Source organism: Actinacidiphila bryophytorum, from assembly GCF_016916835.1.
GTDB classification, from domain to species: Bacteria; Actinomycetota; Actinomycetes; order Streptomycetales; family Streptomycetaceae; genus Actinacidiphila; species Actinacidiphila bryophytorum.
Map to the genome: position 1 here is coordinate 112,370 of NZ_JAFFIX010000016.1, position 18,852 is coordinate 131,221.

At 73.9% G+C, this 18,852-nt stretch carries 14 protein-coding genes; 6 read left to right on the forward strand and 8 right to left on the reverse strand.

Features of this window, described 5'->3' with window-relative positions:
- The first annotated feature begins 32 nt into the window (after positions 1-32).
- Complete coding sequence (locus JT723_RS22545) at positions 33-2,000, forward strand: sigma-70 family RNA polymerase sigma factor (protein WP_251513505.1); 1,968 nt, start codon at positions 33-35, stop codon at positions 1,998-2,000.
- A 1-nt stretch (position 2,001) separates the two neighbouring features.
- Here the strand turns inward: JT723_RS22545 and JT723_RS22550 are convergent, their stop codons facing one another.
- Positions 2,002-3,099, reverse strand: a complete 1,098-nt coding sequence (locus tag JT723_RS22550) for a winged helix DNA-binding domain-containing protein (protein WP_205046551.1) — start codon at positions 3,097-3,099, stop codon at positions 2,002-2,004.
- A 63-nt stretch (positions 3,100-3,162) separates the two neighbouring features.
- Here JT723_RS22550 and JT723_RS22555 point away from each other — a divergent pair, with 63 nt between their 5' ends.
- Positions 3,163-4,821: a DUF4132 domain-containing protein gene (locus tag JT723_RS22555; RefSeq protein ID WP_205046552.1), complete on the forward strand. Its 1,659-nt coding sequence runs from the start codon at positions 3,163-3,165 to the stop codon at positions 4,819-4,821.
- Positions 4,822-5,241: 420 nt separating this feature from the next.
- Here JT723_RS22555 and JT723_RS22560 read toward each other — a convergent pair whose 3' ends face one another.
- The 5 genes from JT723_RS22560 to JT723_RS22580 form a co-directional block, all read right to left on the reverse strand.
- Positions 5,242-6,363, reverse strand: a complete 1,122-nt coding sequence (locus tag JT723_RS22560) for an XdhC family protein (RefSeq protein WP_205046553.1) — start codon at positions 6,361-6,363, stop codon at positions 5,242-5,244.
- A gap of 34 nt (positions 6,364-6,397) precedes the next feature.
- Complete coding sequence (locus JT723_RS22565; protein WP_205046554.1) at positions 6,398-7,864, reverse strand: NCS2 family permease; 1,467 nt, start codon at positions 7,862-7,864, stop codon at positions 6,398-6,400.
- A gap of 125 nt (positions 7,865-7,989) precedes the next feature.
- Complete coding sequence (locus tag JT723_RS22570; RefSeq protein WP_205046555.1) at positions 7,990-10,371, reverse strand: xanthine dehydrogenase family protein molybdopterin-binding subunit; 2,382 nt, start codon at positions 10,369-10,371, stop codon at positions 7,990-7,992.
- A 5-nt stretch (positions 10,372-10,376) separates the two neighbouring features.
- The gene (locus JT723_RS22575; protein ID WP_205046556.1) at positions 10,377-10,853 is read right to left on the reverse strand and encodes a (2Fe-2S)-binding protein; all 477 of its coding nucleotides are present in this window, start codon (positions 10,851-10,853) and stop codon (positions 10,377-10,379) included.
- Positions 10,844-11,731 (reverse strand): FAD binding domain-containing protein, encoded by an 888-nt coding sequence (locus tag JT723_RS22580; RefSeq protein WP_205046557.1) that lies wholly within the window; start codon positions 11,729-11,731, stop codon positions 10,844-10,846. Before JT723_RS22580 ends, JT723_RS22575 begins: the two co-directional genes overlap by 10 nt.
- 278 nt (positions 11,732-12,009) lie before the next feature.
- Between JT723_RS22580 and JT723_RS22585 the strand changes: the two genes are divergently transcribed.
- Both JT723_RS22585 and JT723_RS22590 read left to right on the forward strand, forming a co-directional pair.
- Positions 12,010-13,683 carry a PucR family transcriptional regulator gene (locus JT723_RS22585; protein WP_205046611.1) on the forward strand — a complete coding sequence of 558 codons (1,674 nt, stop codon included), beginning with the start codon at positions 12,010-12,012 and terminating at the stop codon, positions 13,681-13,683.
- A 192-nt stretch (positions 13,684-13,875) separates the two neighbouring features.
- Positions 13,876-14,625 (forward strand): hypothetical protein, encoded by a 750-nt coding sequence (locus tag JT723_RS22590; protein ID WP_205046558.1) that lies wholly within the window; start codon positions 13,876-13,878, stop codon positions 14,623-14,625.
- Between the two features lie 565 nt (positions 14,626-15,190).
- Here JT723_RS22590 and JT723_RS22595 read toward each other — a convergent pair.
- Complete coding sequence (locus JT723_RS22595; RefSeq protein ID WP_240166021.1) at positions 15,191-15,859, reverse strand: GntR family transcriptional regulator; 669 nt, start codon at positions 15,857-15,859, stop codon at positions 15,191-15,193.
- Between the two features lie 155 nt (positions 15,860-16,014).
- Between JT723_RS22595 and JT723_RS22600 the strand changes: the two genes are divergently transcribed.
- Positions 16,015-16,839 (forward strand): (2Fe-2S)-binding protein, encoded by an 825-nt coding sequence (locus tag JT723_RS22600; RefSeq protein ID WP_205046559.1) that lies wholly within the window; start codon positions 16,015-16,017, stop codon positions 16,837-16,839.
- Positions 16,840-17,016: 177 nt separating this feature from the next.
- Positions 17,017-18,087: a DUF2637 domain-containing protein gene (locus JT723_RS22605; RefSeq protein WP_205046560.1), complete on the forward strand. Its 1,071-nt coding sequence runs from the start codon at positions 17,017-17,019 to the stop codon at positions 18,085-18,087.
- A gap of 162 nt (positions 18,088-18,249) precedes the next feature.
- On the opposite strand, the gene JT723_RS22610 is transcribed toward JT723_RS22605, so the two are convergent.
- On the reverse strand, positions 18,250-18,714 hold the full coding sequence (locus JT723_RS22610) for an ATP-binding protein (RefSeq protein ID WP_240166022.1): 465 nt from the start codon (positions 18,712-18,714) through the stop codon (positions 18,250-18,252).
- Positions 18,715-18,852: the final 138 nt, after the last annotated feature.

An 18,852-nucleotide genomic window follows, 5' to 3' on the forward strand; every position in this document is an offset into this window, starting at 1 on the left:
CGGACGTGGCAGCGTCTCCTGTCCGAGGAGACGTGACGGACGGAGAGTGGAGCAGCATGCGTGCAGGCGACCGTGTCGGACCCGACCCCGCGCTGGTGGCCGCCGCGCGCGCCGGCGATCAGCGGGCGCTCGACCGGCTGGTCGGGCAGTGCCTGCCGCTGGTCTACAACATCGTGGGCCGGGCGCTCGACGGGCACGACGACGTGGACGACGTGGTGCAGGAGACCCTGCTGCGGGTGGTGCGGGGCCTGGCCGACCTCCGCGACCCGGCGGCCTTCAGGTCCTGGCTGGTGGCCATCGCCGTACGCCAGGTCCGCGACCGCGAGCAGGCCCGCAGGGCGTCCTGGCACCACCAGACCGCACTGGACGCCGCCGAGCTGATACCCGACCCCGCCTCCGACTTCGCCGCCGTGACCATCCTGCGGCTCGGCCTGACCGACCAGCGCCGCGACATCGCCGAGGCCACCCGCTGGCTGGACGGCGACGACCGCACGCTGCTGGCGCTGTGGTGGCTGGAGGAGACCGGCGACCTCGGCCGCTCGGAACTGGCCGACGCGCTCGGCCTGACCCGGCAGCACGCGGCGGTCAAGGTGCAGCGGATGAAGGAGCAGCTGGAGACCTCCCGCACCGTCGTGCGCGCCCTCGGCGGCGGCGCCGACTGCGCCGGGCTGCGGCACCTGACCGGCGGCTGGGACGGGGTGCCGAGCCCGCTGTGGCGCAAACGCTTCGCCCGGCACATCCGCGGCTGCGCCGACTGCACCCGGCGCGGCGGTGCGCTGCTGCCGATGGAGCGGCTGCTCAGCGGGCTGCCGCTGCTGCCCGTCCCGGTCGGCCTCGGCGGCCCCTTCGCCGCGCACTCCCCCGCCGCCGCTGCCGCCGGCAGCGGCCCCGTACCCCCCACCCCAGGTCCGCGCACCGCTCCGCACCCGCACCCCCCACGGCGGAGCGGTGCGCGGCACGGCGGCCGGGCACGGCCCCGGCTGCTGCACGGCCCCGCCGGGGTGACCGGCGCCGCCGCCGGCACCGTCGCCGCGGTCGCGGCGGGCGCGCTGCTCGCGGTGCACCTGACGGCGGGCCAGGACGGCGCGCCCGCGGCCGGTGCCGCCGCCCCCCGGCCCGCGGCCACCATCGCCGCGAGCGCCACCACGACGCCGCCGCCCACCACCGCCTCGCGGAGCCCGACGACTCCCACCCCCACGGTGAAGAAGACCACGAAGCCGCCCGCCACCCGCGCCCCCGCCGAGGCCGCCGCACCGCCGGCGCCGCCGGCCACGTCGGCGCGCAAGGGCGTCGGGGTGTGGACCTTCAACGGGGTGAACTCAGCGCTCGACAAGTCCGGGGCGGCTTGGTATTACACCTGGTCCACCACCCACAGCGGGGTCAGCGGCCCCGGCTTCGTCCCGATGGTCTGGGGCGGTGCGAGCGCGGGCGCCGACGCACTGGCGCAGGCCGAGAAGGCAGGCCCCTACCTGCTGGGCTTCAACGAGCCCGACATGTCGGCGCAGAGCAACATGACGGTGGACCAGGCACTCGCGCTGTGGCCGAAGCTGGAGGCCGCGGGCAAGGTGCTGGGCAGCCCGGCCGTCGCCTACGGCGGTGACACCGCGGGCGGCTGGCTCGACCGCTTCATGTCCGGCGCGAAGGCCAAGGGCTACCGCGTCGACTTCATCGCACTGCACTGGTACGGCGGCGACTTCAGCACCCCGAACGCGGTCGCACAGCTCAGGTCCTACCTCCAGGCGGTGTACGACCGCTACCACAAGCCGATCTGGCTCACCGAGTTCGCGCTGATCGACTTCTCCGACGGCACCCGGTTCCCCACCGACCAGCAGCAGGCCGCCTTCGTCACAGCGGCGGCGAAGATGCTCGACGGGCTGCCGTACCTGCAGCGCTACGCCTGGTTCGGGCTCGGCGCCGACGACAGCAAGCCCAGCAGCGGCCTCTTCCACAGCGGCGCCGTCGAGACGCCCGCGGGGCGGGCCTTCGAGGCGGCCCGCTGACTCAGCCCGCGGTGAACGCCACCTCGTGCGCCACGCCCGGGTCCGCGGCGGCCAGCAGCCGCAGGCCGTCCCGGGTCAGGGCCTCCCGGTCGGCCGCGGACAGCGGGACGAAGGGCGTGACGGCGACGGCCGCCGCGCCCTTGGCCCGGTCGAAGCGCCATGTGCCGGCGACGAAGCCGTCGACGAGGATCGTGCCGCGCACGATGCCGTTGACGGTCATCACCCGGGAGCGGTAGGCCTCGGGGACGACACGGGTACGGTCCGCGTGCGACAGCACGAGGTTGTCGAAGTCCGCGACGAAACGGGCCGCCACCGGCAGGTCGGGGTCGGCCAGGTGCGCACCCGGCAGGTCGTACAGCGTGCGGCCGTCCGCCGCCTGATACGTCAGCAGGTCCATGCCGGCGAAGACCTCCTTCAGCCCCGTCATGCTGCTCCACTTCTGCATGTCCGCCGGGCCCGCCGGGCCGAAGGCGGCCAGATAGCGGCGGACCAGGTCCTGCGGGTCCGGCGCGGTCAGCGGTGCCCCCAGCCAGTCCTCCAGCAGGCCGTACACCGGCTGCCCGCTCACCCCCCACACCCCGCGCGGCGGCAGCTGGGCCAGCGGCACCCAGGAGCGCAGCGCGTTGACCAGCGAGGCCGGGTCGGCCTCGGGAAAGCGGTCGGCGAAGGCGGTCCGCAGCTGCGCGGGCGTACGCGGCTGCTCGCGCAGCAGCCCGCACGCGTAATCCACCACCGCGCCGCGCTCCGCGGGCGCCGCGCCCGCGGCCCACTGCGAGCCGCGGAAGGTCCGCTCCAGCATCGGCCCGAGCCAGTGCCGCAGCCGCAGCGCGTCGGCCGCGGTCACCAGGTGCACGGTGCCGCGCATCAGCACCAGCCGCACCAGCTGCCGGCCGGTCAGCAGCTCCCCCACCTCGGCGAAGTCGAAGCCGGGCAGCCGCGACCACAGGCCCGGGTAGGGGGAGGCGGGAGTCTGCGACTGCAGGCCCATAAGGTGCTCGACTGCATCCGCTACGCCCGTTTCTGCGTGTTCCAGGAGGAGCTGCCGTTCCAGCAGGGTGCGGTTGAGGGTGCGGTCGCTCAGCGGCGGGGTGGTGGCCATGGCTCCTACGGTAGGGGCCGATGCGGACGGTTCCGGTCCGCAACGACCGGTGAGGGGGACGCGATGGGCTGGTGGCGGCGGTTGCTCCGGCGCGGCGGTCGGGGGCCGGCCAGGACCGGTCCCGCACCCACCCCGCTGGAGGACGCCGGGCGCCGTGACGCGCGGGCTCACCGTGGCCGGCTCACCGACGGCACCGACCCCGAGGCGGTCCGCGCACCGCACAGCAGCGCGGTGGTCGCCGCACTCCCGGCAGCGGAACGGCGCAGACTCGCCCTGGAGTTGCAGGGCAGGCGGCGCCGGCTGGCCTGCACCGACGACGACTGGTGGGCCGCCAAGGCCCTCGCCTCCACGCACTGCGGCTGGTCGCCGCCCGAGGTCGCGGAACTCCTGCGGCTCGCCGTCACAGAACCCTCCGGCCGCACCGCCACGTCCTGGGGCCGCGGCGCGGAAAGAGCACTGCAGCTGCCGCTCGCCGCCCTCGCGCAACTGCCCGCCGACGCACGCGGCCCGCTCCTCGACCCCGTACGCACCGCCCTCACCCTCACCGCCGCCCACCACGGCACCGGCATGGCACACCCCGGCAGGGAACGCGCCACCATCCGGCTGCGCGCGGTCCTCGGCGCCCACCCCGACCTCACCACCCTGCTGCCGCCAGGCGACCCCTACGCCACCGCGGCCCGCTGCGGACTCGGCCCGCGCCTGTACGACCCCGGCGTCGTCGAACTCCTGCGGCTGTGCAGGCAGCCGCTCGACGTACGCCCCGGCTACCGCTGGCTCGGCACCGTACGCGAACACCTGGAGCAGTCGAAGACCGCGGCCCGCGCGCTGCCCGCGCTCCTCGCCGCGGCCCGCCCGCGGCCCGACGACTGCCCGGACCACCGCGCGCACCTCGGCACCCCGAACGAGGCGTCCGTACGGCTGCTGGGCGCGCTCGCCTGGGCGGCCTGCCTGTCCGGGCGCCACAAGGCCCTGGTCGAACTCGGCGCCGCCCTGCGGCACCACGGCGACGCCGACGGCATGTCCCACTTCCTGCGTTCGGGCCTGGCCGCACTCGGCGCGCTCGGCGGCGAGCCCGGAACCGGCGAGCACCGCCGGGTGATCAGCGGGCACCCCGCGCAGACCGAACGGCTCGCCGCGGAACAGCTCGACGCGGTGCGCGGCTTCCCCGCGGGCTGGGACAGCACGGCGCTGCGCCACCCGGTGGGCACCCACACCGCCGTCTTCACCGTCCACCCCGACGGCAAGGTCACCCTCGGCTTCCGCACCCCCAACGGGCGGCTCCGCCACGACGTCCCCGCACAGGTACGGCGCCTCCACCCCGTCCAGTACGCGGCGCTGCGCGCCCAGCTCGGCCACCTGCGCCGGCAGGTCACCACCCACGTCGGCGCCCTCTCCGAGCGCCTCCACGCCGACCCCGGCATCCCCGCGGCCCGATGGGCCGCCGACTACCTCGACGTCCCCGCGCTCGAACGCCTCACCCGCGCGCTCGTCTGGCAGGCCGACCTGCCGCGAGGCCCCGTCACCGGCCTCCCCGCCAAGCGCCGCCGCGGCACGGTGTGGGTCCTGCGCGATCTTCACGGCGCCCACCACGAACTGGCCGACACGACCCGTATGTCCCTGTGGGACCCGCGCCACGCCGATGCCACCGAGGTGGCGTCCTGGCGCGCCGAACTCACCCGCCGCCACCTCACCCAACCCGTCCCCCAACTCCCCACCCACTAGCCCCACCCCGTACGGTCGCCTTTCCCCGGCAGGGGGTGCGCGCGCCGTTCCCCGCGCCCCCGGGTGATTGCCACTTGCTGTGAGCTTGCACCTTTCGGTGGGTGGGTGATCGGGCGCGCAGTTCCCCGCGCCCCTGAAAAACGCTCACCCTCCTGCGCAGAGGGCGCCGCCTGAAAGCGCCGGCCCTGCGCGAAGGGGGCACCCCTCAGGGGGCGCGGGGAACTGCGCGCCGAGCCCGAACGGGCGGAAAGAAAGCAACACCACAGCAAGTGGCACCCACCCAGGGGCGCGGGGAACTGCGCGCCCAGCCCCTGCCGGGGGATAGAGGCAACGCCGCAGCAAGGGGCAATCACCTGGGCACCGCCGCCCGGGAGAAAGCGAACCGCCCACCGCAAGGGGCACGGGTCCCGGCCCGGGGGGCTAGTGGTGGATGGGGGTGTGGGCGCCCTTCAAGGGGGCGCCGGTGGCCCCGTGGCGGCACGCCACGATCTCGGCCGCGATCGAGATCGCCGTCTCCTCCGGCGTCCGCGCCCCCAGATCGAGCCCGATGGGCGAGCGCAGGCGGGCGAGTTCGCCTTCGTGCAGGCCCGCGTCACGGAGCCGGCCGAGCCGGTCGAGATGGGTGCGGCGCGAACCCATCGCGCCGACGTACGCGACGGGCATGCGCAGCGCCAGTTCGAGCAGCGGGATGTCGAACTTGGCGTCGTGGGTGAGCACACACACGACCGTCCTGGCGTCGACCCGCCCGGCTTCCGCTTCCGCGGCCAGGTAGCGGTGCGGCCAGTCGACGACGACCTCCTCGGCCTCGGGGAAGCGGCGGGGGGTGGCGAAGACGGGGCGGGCGTCGCAGATGGCGACCCGGTAGCCGAGGAAGGCGCCGGCCCGTACGAGGGCCGCGGCGAAGTCGATGGCGCCGAAGACGAGCATGCGCGGCGGCGGCACGCTGGATTCGACCAGCAGGGTCAGCGGTTCGCCGCAGCGGCTGCCGTCCGCGCCCATCTCGACGGGCCCGGTGCGCCCCGCGGCGAGCAGTGCGCGGGCTTCTGCGGCGGCGGTGGCGTCCCGCACGGGGTCGCCGAGCGTGCCGTCGTACCCGCCGTCGGGGCGTACGAGCAGGGCACGGCCGAGGAGTTCCGCGGGACCCGCGGTGATGCGGGCGAGGGCCGCTGCCTGGCGGGTGGCGGCGGCGGCGATCGCGGCGGCGGTCTCGGGGCGGGCGGCGGGGTCGATCCGCTGGACGAGGACGTCGATGTCGCCGCCGCAGGTGAGGCCGACGGCGAAGGCGTCCTCGTCGGAGTAGCCGAAGTGGTGGAGCAGGGGCGCGGCCTGCTCGCCTGCGGCCAGGACGTCCTGGCAGGCCTCGTAGACCGCGCCCTCGACGCACCCGCCGGACACGCTGCCGACAGCGGCGCCGTCGGCGTCGACGGCCAGGGCCGCGCCGGGGCGGCGGGGGGCGCTGCCGCCGGTCGCGACGACGGTCGCGACGGCGAAGGGCCGGCCCAGCGCGCACCAGCGGTGCAGGTCGTCGGCGATGTCCAGCATGGTGTTCAGCTCCTCGGTTCTCCGGCTGCGGCGGTCACTTGACGCCGAGCCAGCCTTCGATGGGGTGCAGCGCGAAGTAGACGGTGAAGACTGCGGTGAGGACCCACATGAAGGCGCCGGGTTCGCGCCACCTGCCCTGGGCCGCCCTGATGGCGGTGTAGGACACGACTCCCGCGCCGACGCCTGCGGTGATGGAGTAGGTGAAGGGCATGAGGGCGACGGTCATGAAGACCGGTACGGTCACGGCGCGGTCGGACCAGTCGACGTGCCGGGCGTTGCCCATCATCATCGCGCCGATGACGACGAGGGCCGCGGCGGCGACCTGTCCCGGGACGATCTGCGCGAGCGGGGTGAAGAACAGCCCGAGGGCGAAGAGCAGCCCGGTGACGACGGAGGACAGGCCGGTCCTTGCTCCTTCGCCGACGCCGGTGGCGGACTCGATGAAGACGGTCTGCCCCGAGGCCCCGGCGACTCCGCCGATGGCGCCGCCGGCCCCGTCGATGAAGAGCGCCTTGGACAGGCCCGGCATGCGTCCGCGTTCGTCGGCGAGCCCGGCTTCGGTGCCGACGCCGATGATGGTGGCCATGGCGTCGAAGAAGCCGGCGAGCACGAGGGTGAAGACGATCACGCCGACGGTCATGCCGCCGATGGAGCCCCAGCCGCCGAACTCGACGTGCCCGAAGAGCCCGAAGTCGGGTGCGGAGACGGCGCTGCCCTTGAGTTCTGGTGCGCTGCCGCCCCACACGGACGGGCTGAGGTTGCCGACGGCGTTGACGACGACGGCGAGCACCGTGCCGGTGACGATGCCGATGAGGATTGCGCCGGGGACGTTCCTGGCCTGCAGCATGAAGATCAGCAGCAGCGTGACGCAGAACAGCAGGACGGGCCAGCCGGCCAGCTGCCCGCCCGCGCCGAGGGTGACCGGCGCGCTGCCGTGCGGGTCACCCTTGCCGACGAAGCCGGCGTTGACCAGGCCGATCATCGCGATGAAGAGCCCGATGCCGATGGTGATGCCGTGTTTGAGCGCGAGCGGTATCGCGTTCATGACGATCTCGCGCAGCCCGGTGACGACCAGCAGCACGATGACCGCGCCGTAGATCACACACATGCCCATGGCCTGCGGCCAGGTCATGTTGGGCGCGACCTGCGTGGAGATGACGCCTGCGACGCTGAGTCCGGCGGCGAGGGCGAGCGGCACCTTGCCGAAGAAGCCCATCAGCAGGGTGGAGACGGCGGCGGCCAGCGCGGTCGCGGTGATCAGTGCCGCGTGGCCGAGTTTGTGGCCGCTTGCGTCCGGGCCGGACAGCAGCAGCGGGTTGAGGAGCAGGATGTAGCACATCGCCATGAAGGTCGTGACGCCGCCGCGGACCTCGCGGGGGATCGACGAGCCTCTTTCCGAGATGTGGAAGTACCGGTCGAGCCATGCTCTGCCGGCCGGGACCCGCGAGCCGGTGCCCGCGTCCTCGGCCGCGGTGCGCGGCTCCACTGGTGTCTGGGTCATGATGCCAACTCCCAAGGTTCACAGGGGCACCCGTCCGCGGGGTGCGGACGGGATTTGGGAACTGCGTGGCCTGCACGACCCGGGGGACGGCCCGAGACGAACGGTTGCCTTGCGCTTGCGCGCGCCTACGAGCCGGTGAGGTGCTCCGGGCGTACCGGAGTCCTGTTCAGCTCCAGTCCGGTCGCCTGCCGGATGGCGGCGAGCACCGCCGGCGTGGACGACAGGGTGGGTGCCTCGCCGATGCCGCGCAGCCCGTAGGGGGCGTGCTCGTCGGCGAGTTCGAGCACGTCGACCGGGATGGTCGGCGTGTCGAGGATCGTGGGGATCAGGTAGTCGGTGAAGGAGGGGTTGCGCACCAGCGCGGTCTTCGGGTCGACGACGATCTCCTCCATCACCGCGACGCCGAGGCCCTGGGTGGTGCCGCCCTGGATCTGGCCGACGACCGACAGCGGGTTGAGGGCCTTGCCGACGTCCTGGGCGCAGGCCAGTTCGACGACCTTGACCAGGCCGAGTTCGGTGTCGACCTCGACCACGGCGCGGTGCGCGGCGAAGCTGTACTGCACATGGCCGTTGCCCTGCCCGGTGCGCAGGTCGAAGGCCTGGGTGGGCCGGTGCCTGAACTCCAGCTCCAGGTCCACCACGTCGTCCTCCAGGACGTCGGCGATGTCGGCGAGCGCCTCGCCGCCGTCGGTGACGACCTTGCCGCCTTCGAGCAGCAGCTCGGCGGTGGCCCAGGCGGGGTGGTAGCTGCCGAACCTGCGGCGGCCGAGGTCGAGGACCTTCTCGCGTACGGCCTCGCAGGTGTTCTTCACGGCGCCGCCGGTCATGTACGTCTGCCGGGAGGCGGAGGTGGAGCCGGCGGACCCGACCTGGGTGTCGGCGGGCTGGATGGTGACCTGGGTGACGCCGAGTTCGCTGCGGGCGATCTGCGCGTGCACGGTGACTCCGCCCTGGCCGACCTCGGCCATCGCGGTGTGCACGGTCGCGACGGGTTCGCCGTTGATGACCTGCATCCGCACCCGGGCGGTGGAGTAGTCGTCGAAGCCCTCGGAGAAGCCGACGTTCTTGATGCCGACCGCGTAGCCGACGCCCCGTACGACCCCTTCGCCGTGTGTGGTGTTGGACAGCCCGCCGGGCAGCGCGCGGACGTCGGCGCCCTCGGTGGTCTCCCACTGCCGCTCGGGAGGCAGCGGGCGGGACTTGACCCGGCGCAGCAGTTCCGCGACCGGTGCGGGCGAGTCGACGGTCTGGCCGGTCGGCATGACCGTGCCCTGCTCCATCGCGTTGACCTGACGGAATTCGACCGGGTCCATGCCGAGTTCGGCGGCGACCTTGTCCATCTGGGCCTCGTAGGCGAAGCACGCCTGGACCGCGCCGAAGCCGCGCATCGCCCCGCAGGGCGGGTTGTTGGTGTAGAGGGCCAGCGCCTCGATGTCGACGTCCTCGACCACGTAGGGGCCGATGGACAGCGAGGCGGCGTTGCCGACGACGGCGGGCGAGGCGGAGGCGTAGGCGCCGCCGTCGAGCACGATGCGGCACCGCACATGCGTCAGCTTGCCGTTGCGGGTGGCGCCGTGCTCGTACCAGAGCCTGGCCGGGTGACGGTGGACGTGGCCGAAGAAGGACTCGAAGCGGTTGTAGACGATCTTGACGGGTTTGCCGGTGCGCAGGGCCAGCAGGCAGCCGTGGATCTGCATCGACAGGTCCTCGCGCCCGCCGAAGGCCCCGCCGACGCCGGACAGCGTCATACGGACCTTGCGCTCGGGCAGCCCCAGCACCGGGGCGATCTGCCGCAGGTCGGAGTGCAGCCACTGGGTGGCCACGTAGAGGTCGACGCCGCCGTCCTCCGCGGGCACCGCAAGCCCGGACTCGGGGCCGAGGAAGGCCTGGTCCTGCATGCCGAAGACGTACTCGCCGCTGACCACGACGTCGGCCCGCTCGGCCGCCCGGTCCGCGTCGCCGCGGACGATGGGCTGGCGGTGCACGATGTTGGGGTGCGGCACGTGCCCGATGTGGTGGTCGTCGCGGCCCTCGTGGACCAGGACCGCGTCCGGCGCTGTCGCCGAGGCCTCGTCGGTGATCACCGGCAGCGCGTCGTACTCGACGCGGATCTTGGCGGCGGCCCTGCGAGCGGTCTCCGGGTGGTCGGCGGCGACCAGCGCGACCGGTTCGCCGTGGTGGCGGACCTTGCCGTGGGCGAGCACCGGGGTGTCGCGGATCTCCAGGCCGTAGTGCTTGACCTCGGTGGGCAGGTCGTCGTAGGTCAGCACCGCGTAGACACCGGAGGTCGCCAGCGCCTCGCTGGTGTCGATCGAGACGATCGCGGCGTGCGCGACGGTGCTGCGCAGGGTGTAGCCCCACAGCATGTCCTCGTGCCACAGGTCGGAGGAGTAGGCGAACTCGCCGGTGACCTTGAGGGTGCCGTCGGGTCGCAGCGTGGACTCGCCGATGCCGCCCCGGGTCGCGGAGGACTGGGTGAGGCTGGTGGGTGTGCGGGTGATGCCCATCGGGCTCACACCCCCTGTCCGGTGCGGGCGGCCGCCAGGCGGACCGCGTCGAGGATCTTCTCGTAGCCGGTGCAGCGGCACAGGTTGCCCGACAGGGCCTCGCGGATGTCGCCGTCGCTGGGCGACGGGTTGTGTTCGAGCAGTTCGTCGGCGGCGACCAGCAGGCCGGGGGTGCAGAAGCCGCACTGGACGGCACCGGCGTCCACGAACGCCTGCTGGATCGCGGACAGTTCGCCGTCCTCGCCGGCCAGGCCCTCGACGGTGTCGACCCGCCGCCCCTGCACCTGCCCCGCGGCGACCAGGCACGAGCACACCGGCACACCGTCCAGGCGTACCGTGCACGACCCGCACTCGCCCTGTTCACAGGCGTTCTTGGAGCCCGGCAGGCCCATCCGCTCCCGCAGCACGTACAGCAGGCTCTCGCCCTCCCATACGTCGTCGGCCTCCTGCGGCCGCCCGTTGACGGTGAAGGTCACGCGCATGACTTGCTCCCCTGGTGGTCTCGGTACTGCTGCCACGTCCAGCCCAACGTCCTGCGCGCCATCACGCCCAGCGCGTGGCGGCGGTACGTCGCGGTGCCGCGGACGTCGTCGATCGGGTTGGCGGCGCCGGAGACCAGGTCGGCGAACTGCTTGGCCACCGCGGGCGGTACGGGCTTGCCGCTGTCCCACAGGCCCGCCTCGTCCATGGCGGCGGCAAGGAACTCCTCGGCCGCCTTCGCCCGGATCGGGGTGGGGGCCGCGGAGCCGATGCCGGTGCGGACGGTGCGGGTGTCGGGGTGCAGCGCGATGCCGAAGGCGCACACCGCGATGACCATCGCATTGCGCGTGCCGACCTTGGAGAACTGCTGCGGCCCTGTCGCCTTCTTCAGGTGCACGGCCCTGATCAGCTCGTCCGGCGCCAGCGCGTTGCGCTTGACCCCGGTGTAGAAGTCGTCGATGGGGATCAGCCGGCTACCGCGTACCGACTCCGCCTCGACCGCGCCGCCGCCGGCCAGCAGCGCCGGGTGCGCGTCGCCGGCCGGCGAGGCGGTGCCGAGGTTGCCGCCGACACCGCCGCGGTTGCGGATCTGCGGGGAGGCCACGGTGTGGCTGGCCAGCGCGAGACCCGGCAGTTCGGTGCGCAGCCCGGCCATGATCCGCGAGTAGGGCACCGAGGCGCCCAGGCGTACGGTGTCCTCGCCGGTCTCCCACTCCTCCAGTTCGGCGATGCGGTTGAGGTCCAGCAGGTGGTCCGGCCTGCGGTGGTCGAAATTGATCTCGACCATCACGTCGGTGCCGCCCGCGATGGGCACGGCCGTGGGGTGCTCCGCCTTGGCGGCGAGCGCCTCCTGCCACGTGGCGGGGCGCAGGAATTCCATGAGGGTCTCTTCTCGGGATCCGGGTGGCGGCGGACGGTACGGCCGGGCTGGTGCCGGGGGTTGTTCATGTCCTGTACACGCTGCGTGGGGCCAGTACACGGCCGCTGGGCCGTCCGGGTGCAGTCACCGAAACCATGAAGCGCTGAGCTGGCCAACGGCCGGGTCTTGTAGATTCCTCTGAAAGAGACGGTGGGGAAACCTCACGGTTTCCCACTGGCCACGCAGGGCTCCGGCCAGGCAACGAACCGGCAATGGCACGACATGACAAGGCGACCACGATGCGGCTGCGCGCGCTCCTCGACACCGAAGCTCTCGGCCTGCGGCTGCTCGGCGGGGAGGCGGAGCTGGACCGCGCCGTCCGCGGGGTGATGACCACCGACCTGCGCGACCCCAGCCGCTACCTCGCCGGCGGCGAACTGGTGCTGACCGGCCTGGCCTGGCGGCGTACCGCGGCCGACAGCGACGACTTCGTCCGCATCCTGGCCGGCGCGGGGGTCGCCGGGCTCGCGGCGGGCGAGGCGGAGCTGAGCGCCATCCCCGACGACCTGGTCCACGCCTGCGCACGGCACCGGCTGCCGCTGTTCGCCGTCGACGAGCGGGTCGCCTTCGCCGACATCACCGAATACGTCGTCCGGCAGGTCTCCGGCGAGCGGGCCGGCGACCTTGCGGCGGTCGTCGAACGGCACCGGCGGCTGATGTCCTCGGGGCCCGCGGGCGGCGGCCCCGACGCGGTCCTCGACCTGCTCGGCAGCGACCTGGACCTGCGGGCCTGGGTGCTGTCGTCCACCGGCCGGGAGATCGGCGGCGCGGGCCACCCGCTGCCCGCCCCCGTACGCGCCGAGCTGGCCGGCGCCCAGCAGGCCGCCGCCCGCACCGCCCGCCCCGGCCCCTACCGCGTCGGGGTCCAGGGGCGTACGTACTCGCTGTTCCCGGTACGCGCCGGCGCCGGCGGGGCCGACGTGCGCTCCCGGGTGCTGTCCGACTGGTTCCTGGCCGTCGAGGCCGACGCCGGGGAGTGGCCGGCCGAACGCCTCGACCTGCTGCAGGGCGTCACCCAGCTCATCGCCGTCGAACGCGACCGCAGGGACGCCGCACGCGCCGTCCGGCGGCGGCTGGCCGGCGAGATCTTCGACCTCGTCAGGGGCGCCGCCGCCCCCGCCGAGATCGGCGCCCGGCTGCGTGCGGCAGCCCCTGTACTGGTGCCCGGCACCGGCGGCGAACCGCACTGGCAGATCGTCATCGCCAAGGTCGACTGGGCCGGCGGTGAGGTGCCCGCGGGACCCGCGGCGCAGGCCCTGCTCGAAGAGGTGCTCGCAGGCCAGGCCGCGCAGGGCGCCGACGGGGCCGACCGGATCGCCGTCGCCCACGCCGAGGACAAGGCCATGGCCCTGGTGCCGCTCACCGGCGGCACCCCCGGTGCGGGACCCGCCCCCGGCATGACCGGGGCCGCCCCCGAACCCCTGCACGCCGAAACACTCCTCGGGCTGCTGCGCGGCCCCCTCACCCGGGGCCTGGGCGACGACGGCCGGCTCACCATCGGCGTCAGCGCCGCCGTCCACTCCCCCGAGGGCCTGCGCGGCGCCCTGGAGGAGGCCAGGCACGCCCGCAGGGTCGCCGCCGCCCGCCCGGGGCGGGTCTGCGTCGCCGGCCACGAGGAGCTGGCCTCGCACGTCCTGCTGCTGCCCTTCGTGCCCGACGACGTCCGCCGCGCCTTCACCGCCCGCCTGCTGGACCCGCTGCGCGCCTACGACCGCAGGCACCGCTCCGAGCTGATCCCCACCCTGGAGGCCTTCCTCGACTGCGACGGGTCCTGGACCAGGTGCGCCGGCCGGCTGCACCTGCACGTCAACACCCTGCGGTACCGGATCAGCAGGATCGAGCAGCTGACCGGCCGCGACCTGGCCCGGCTCGAGGACAAGCTGGACTTCTTCCTGGCGCTGCGGATGAGTTAGTGATCCCGTTCACAAGATGTGATCTCCAGCCTCTTGGCGGGAGGCCCCGGCGCATGTTGAACTTCCGCCACCGGCAGGCACGCGGACAACTGCCGGACACCTGCACCCGATACCGGCCCGCACAGGACCGACGTCCGCATCTGCACGGCACGCACTTCGCACTGGCTCGACGACGCGCTTGGGGGAGAAGCTGTGGCGGAAACCGCCCTGTCGGAATCTGTGGTCGGAGTACCGGACGTCTGGCGGCTGCGGGCACGCGGCTGCTGGGCGGAAGCGGCGGCGCTGCTCGCACCGCACTGCGCCGACGACCCAGGGGCCGCGCTGCGGCGGGCGGAGATCCTCATCGAGGGCTGCTTCTACCACCTCGACGGGTGGGCGGAGGCCGAGGACGCGCTGCGCGTCGCCGAGGCCGTCGCGGGCACCGACGAGGAGCGCGGCGCCGCGGCCTCCGAGCGCGGGTACCTCGCGTACGGCGCCACGCTGCACTCCGTGCGGGACCGCGCCGACGAGGCGCGCTCCGCCTTCGGGCGCAGCGCCGCGCTGCTGTCCCCCGGCTCGCCGGGGCGGCCCCTGCTGGACTTCAGGCGCGGGCTCGTCGCCGAGAACATCGCCGGGAACCCGGCGGCTGCGCGGGCCGCCTACCGGCGTGCGCACGCCGGGGCCGTGGCGCACGGGGACGCCTTCCTCACGTCCTTCACCTGGCGGCATCTCGCGGGGCTCGCCGCGGCCGAGGGTGACATGGCCGAGGCCCGGCACGGTTTTGCCGAGTCCCTCCGCCTGCGGGTCTCCCTCGGCCACCTCGTGGGCACCGCCCCCGCGCTCCTGTCCCTGGCCGAGGTCTCCCCCGACGACGAGGCCACCCCGCTCCGCGCCGAGGCCGCCCGCCTCTTCACCCTCCTGGGCGCCATCCCCCTCTGGCTCTCCCCGTCCTTCCCGGCCTAGCCCCTCCGGGGCGGGTTCGCCCCATGCGGCACGCTCCTCCCCCCGGGCGGGGGCCTGGGTGGGTGCCACTTGCTGTGGCGTTGCTCCTTCCGGCCCGTGGGGGCTGGTCGCGCAGTTCCCCGCACCCCTGGGTGATTGCCCCTTGCGGTGCGTTGCTTGCTCTCCGCCCGTTCGGGCGGGGCGCGCAGTTCCCCGCGCCCCTTCAGGTCCTGCCGCTTGCGGTGGGCGGTCGGCTTTCCCGCCGTCGTGGCTGGTCGCGCAGTTCCCCGCACCCCTTGGTGTTGCCCCCCTCCCGCAGAACTGGCGCCGTCAGGCAGCGCCCTGTGCGCAGGAGGGTGAGCGTTTTTCTGAGGGGCGCCGTCTGCCTGCGCAGGGTGAGCGTTTTTCAGGGGCGCGGGGAACTGCGCGCCCAGCCCGAGGAGCGGGAAAGAAGCAACGCCACGGCAAGTGGCAATCACCTAAGGAGGCGCTGGGGTACCCCCAGGCGAAGCTCTGGGGGCAGAACTGCGCGCTCAGCCCCCGCCGGCGGAGAGGTGACCGCCCACCGAGAGGGGCGGGACACGGCCTAGGGGCAGGAGGCGAGGTGGGTGCGGAGGAGGGGTTCCGCCGGCGTGCCGGCGGACAGCGCGTCGAGGAGAGACCCGTGGTGCGCGGCATGCGCAAGAGCGGAGGGCCGCGGCACCTGCAAGGGCCCCGCAGTAGGAAGCTGCGCGGCCCGATGCAGATCGTCGGCCACCGCCACCAGATGCGGGTTGCCCGCAAACCCGAGCAGCTCCCGGTGAAAGGCCCGGTCGGCCTCCGCATAGGCCCGCCGTCCGGCGCCGGCCGCGGCCTGCGCGGCCTCCGCGGCGGGCCGCAGCTCCTGCCACCGCCCCGGGGGCAGTGATCGGGCGAGCCCGATCACGACGGGCACCTCCACCAGCATCCGCACCTGCGCGATCTGTTCCAGGTCGCGCTCGGTGCGGCAGGCGACCCGGAAGCCCCGGTTGGGCAGCACCTCGACGGCTCCCTCGCTGGCGAGCAGCTGCATGGCTTCGCGGACGGGCGTCGCGGAGACGCCGTAGCGCGCGGCGAGCGCGGGCGCGGAGTGGACGGAGCCGGGCGGCAGCTCGCCGCCGAGCAGCGCGTCCCGCAGTTCGTCGAGGACCTGGTCGCGTACCGACAGCCGTTCCGGCATCCGGCGCGGTGCGGGCAGCGGCGCCCGGCCGGCCTGCACGGATGCGACAGGTTCCATCGTTCGCGACACCCTCTCACCGCGGTTGGAGCCGTTCATGGTCCGGGGCGTCACCCGCCCGGCGTACTGCCGCGAGCTTAGCCCCCGCCCGGACACGCTAAGGTAAGCCTTACCTCAACCGGTGGTCCCCCCGGCCTCGACTGGACGGTTCCCGCATGCCCGTGACCAGCCCCGCCTACGCCCGCCTCGCGGCCGTCTTCCCCGGCCTGCGGGTGACCGAGCGCGAGCCGCGCTCCGGCGCCGGCTGGGTCACCTCGGCGGACCTGGCGGCGGGCGGCGCGGCCCTGGACGCCTTCACGGCACGGGACGCGGAGGAGATCACCGCCGAGTACGGCCGCGCGCCGCGCCCCGACGTCGCCGCGGCCATGGCCCTGCACCGCTACGCCTGGCCGGTGTGCCTGCTCTTCACGGTGCCGTGGTTCCTGCACCGCCGGGTGCCGCGGCTGCCGGTGGCGGACGTGTCCTTCCACCGCGCCTCCGGCCGGATGACCGTACGCACCCGCTCCTTCGCCTGCCTGCCGGGCGATCCGGCGGCCGAGCTGCCGGGCGCCCGCGTCCTGCCCACCGAGGCGGCGCTGCGCGACGAGCTGCGTGCGGCGGTCGCCGAGCATCTGGCGCCGGTGCTGGACGCGTTCAGGCCGCGGCTGCGGCGCGGCCCGCACGCGCTGTGGGGCATGGCGACCGACGAGATCACCGAAGGCCTGTGGTACATCGGCGGGTTGATGGGCCGCGAGGACCGGGCCGTCGCGGACCTGTCGGCGCTGCTGCCGGGCGGCACCGCCCCCTATGCGGGCGGCGCGCGCTTCCGGCCCGCCGCCGGGCAGGACCTGCACCCCGCGGACGCGGCCCCGCAGGGCGGCTGCACCCGGGACCGCCTGACGTGCTGCCTCTTCTACACCGTCAGCCCGCAGGAGGCCTGCGGCTCCTGCCCGCGCGGGACAGGACAGGACCGAATCGGGCGCCGAGCGTCGGTCGCCTGATCGATCACGCTACGCTTTCGCTCAACTCAGCAGTTGTGGCACGCGAGTTCGACCATTCTCCCCGTTGGCGGGACTCTTGTGCCATAACGTCTGCACTCACCCGCGCTCTTCGCAAAGATGTCGGCCGTAAGCCGTCCCGCGGCCCGAGCGCGACGGAAGCGACACTAGGAAACGCACATGAGAGACATATCGCTGGACTGGGTGCTCTCGGGCATCGTCGGCCTGGTCGTGCTCGCGGCCTGTGCCGTCGTGTTCCGCAGCCGCCGTACGAACGCGGACAAGAACGCCCCCGCCGACTCGTGGGAGCGCAGCGAGGAGCGCCGCCGCCGCAAGGAGGCGATCTACGGCAGTGCGTCGTACGTGCTGCTGTTCTGCTGCGCCGCCGTGGCCGCCGCGCTGTCCTTCCACGGCCTCGTCGGCTTCGGCCGGGAGAACCTGAACCTGACCGGCGGCTGGGAGTACCTGGTGCCGTTCGGCCTGGACGGGGCGGCGATGTTCTGCTCGGTGCTGGCCGTCCGCGAGGCCAGCCACGGTGATGCCGCGCTCGGTTCGCGCATGCTGGTGTGGCTGTTCGCGGGTGCGGCGGCCTGGTTCAACTGGGTGCACGCGCCGCGCGGGGTGGACCACGCGGGTGCGCCGCAGTTCTTCGCCGGGATGTCGCTGTCTGCCGCGGTGCTCTTCGACCGGGCGCTGAAGCAGACCCGCAGGGCGGCGCTGCGCGAACAGGGCCTGGTGCCGCGGCCGTTGCCGCAGATCCGGATGGTGCGCTGGCTGCGGGCGCCGCGGGAGACCTTCGCGGCGTGGTCGCTGATGCTGCTGGAGGGCGTGCGTTCGCTGGACGAGGCGGTCGAGGAGGTCCGCGAGGACAAGCGGCAGCGCGAGCACAAGGAGCTGCGGCAGCGCGACCACGAGCGGCTGGAGCGCGCCAAGATCAAGGCACTGAACCGGCAGAACAGGCCCTGGCCGCGCGGCGGCAGGGGCGGCCGCCAGGTGGAGCTGCCCGCGGCGAGCGCGGCAGGCGGCCAGGCCGCATCGGAGCCTGCCATAGGTGCCGGTACCGAACTCCCGTCGGCGGAGCTGCCGGTGCGCGCCAGGCCGGCGCTGCAGCCGGTACGCGAGGAGGCGCAGCCGGCGACGGCGGCCGCGCCCTTCACCATCGACCTGACGGCGGAGGACGACACGATGACGCTTCCGCGGCTGGACTCGCTGGAGCGCAAACTGGAGGAGATGGAGCGGCAGTTCGGCTGACCCGGACGTCGGGAGGGCCGATACGCGCAGCCGCGTACGGGCGTGGGTCGCCCGTACGCGGCTCGCTGCTTCTCCGCTGCGTCAGCTCCGGCGGTGCCCGCTCCGATCCTCTCTCCGCTCCGGCTCTCCCGGCTCGGCCCGCTCCCGGCGCATCAGCGCCGTTCAGGCCGCCCTGGCGCCGAGTTCGAACCACACGGTCTTGCCCGCGCCGCGCGCCTGGACGCCCCAGGTGTCGGCGAGCGCCTCGACGAGCAGCAGTCCGCGGCCCGAGGTGGCCTCGTCCGAGGGCCGCAGGCCCCCTTGCGGGCGCTGCGGCGGGCGCCGGTCGGCGGTGTCGTGCACCTCGACCCGCAGCCGCCGCGCGGGCCCCGGCGAGAGCGTCGCGGTCAGTACGGCGCCGCCGCCGGTGTGCTGGAGCGCGTTGGTGACGATCTCGGTGGCCAGGAGCTCCGCGGTGTCGGCGAGTGCGGGCACTCCCCACTGCCGCAGCTGGTCCCGCAGCCGTCTGCGGGTGTCGGCGACGGCGCGCAGATCCTCGCGGCCGACCGCGTACCGTAAGCGATTCCCCGTGGTGTCCGTGGGCCTCCCCCGTTCTGGTCCGGACCGGTCCCCCCTGCCGTAAGGCATGCCCAGTGGCGCCATGGTCCAGTCCTGCACGTGCATCTGACTGTGCACAATCACAATAGGTCCGATGTATGACGTGTCGAGGCCTTGACATGACTCTTCCCTGCCGCCACTGTGTGGCCCATTCATCCCCCGCGTTTC

What these genes read in the sequence shown, in the direction of transcription:
- JT723_RS22550 (WP_205046551.1), bottom strand. Translation starts at nt 3,099, where the DNA reads ATGGCCACCACCCCGCCGCTGAGCGACCGCACCCTCAACCGCACCCTG.
- JT723_RS22555 (WP_205046552.1), top strand. Translation starts at nt 3,163, where the DNA reads ATGGGCTGGTGGCGGCGGTTGCTCCGGCGCGGCGGTCGGGGGCCGGCC.
- JT723_RS22560 (WP_205046553.1), bottom strand. Translation starts at nt 6,363, where the DNA reads ATGCTGGACATCGCCGACGACCTGCACCGCTGGTGCGCGCTGGGCCGG.
- JT723_RS22565 (WP_205046554.1), bottom strand. Translation starts at nt 7,864, where the DNA reads ATGACCCAGACACCAGTGGAGCCGCGCACCGCGGCCGAGGACGCGGGC.
- JT723_RS22570 (WP_205046555.1), bottom strand. Translation starts at nt 10,371, where the DNA reads ATGGGCATCACCCGCACACCCACCAGCCTCACCCAGTCCTCCGCGACC.
- JT723_RS22575 (WP_205046556.1), bottom strand. Translation starts at nt 10,853, where the DNA reads ATGCGCGTGACCTTCACCGTCAACGGGCGGCCGCAGGAGGCCGACGAC.
- JT723_RS22580 (WP_205046557.1), bottom strand. Translation starts at nt 11,731, where the DNA reads ATGGAATTCCTGCGCCCCGCCACGTGGCAGGAGGCGCTCGCCGCCAAG.
- JT723_RS22585 (WP_205046611.1), top strand. Translation starts at nt 12,010, where the DNA reads ATGCGGCTGCGCGCGCTCCTCGACACCGAAGCTCTCGGCCTGCGGCTG.
- JT723_RS22595 (WP_240166021.1), bottom strand. Translation starts at nt 15,859, where the DNA reads ATGGAACCTGTCGCATCCGTGCAGGCCGGCCGGGCGCCGCTGCCCGCA.
- JT723_RS22600 (WP_205046559.1), top strand. Translation starts at nt 16,015, where the DNA reads ATGCCCGTGACCAGCCCCGCCTACGCCCGCCTCGCGGCCGTCTTCCCC.
- JT723_RS22605 (WP_205046560.1), top strand. Translation starts at nt 17,017, where the DNA reads ATGAGAGACATATCGCTGGACTGGGTGCTCTCGGGCATCGTCGGCCTG.
- JT723_RS22610 (WP_240166022.1), bottom strand. Translation starts at nt 18,714, where the DNA reads ATGCCTTACGGCAGGGGGGACCGGTCCGGACCAGAACGGGGGAGGCCC.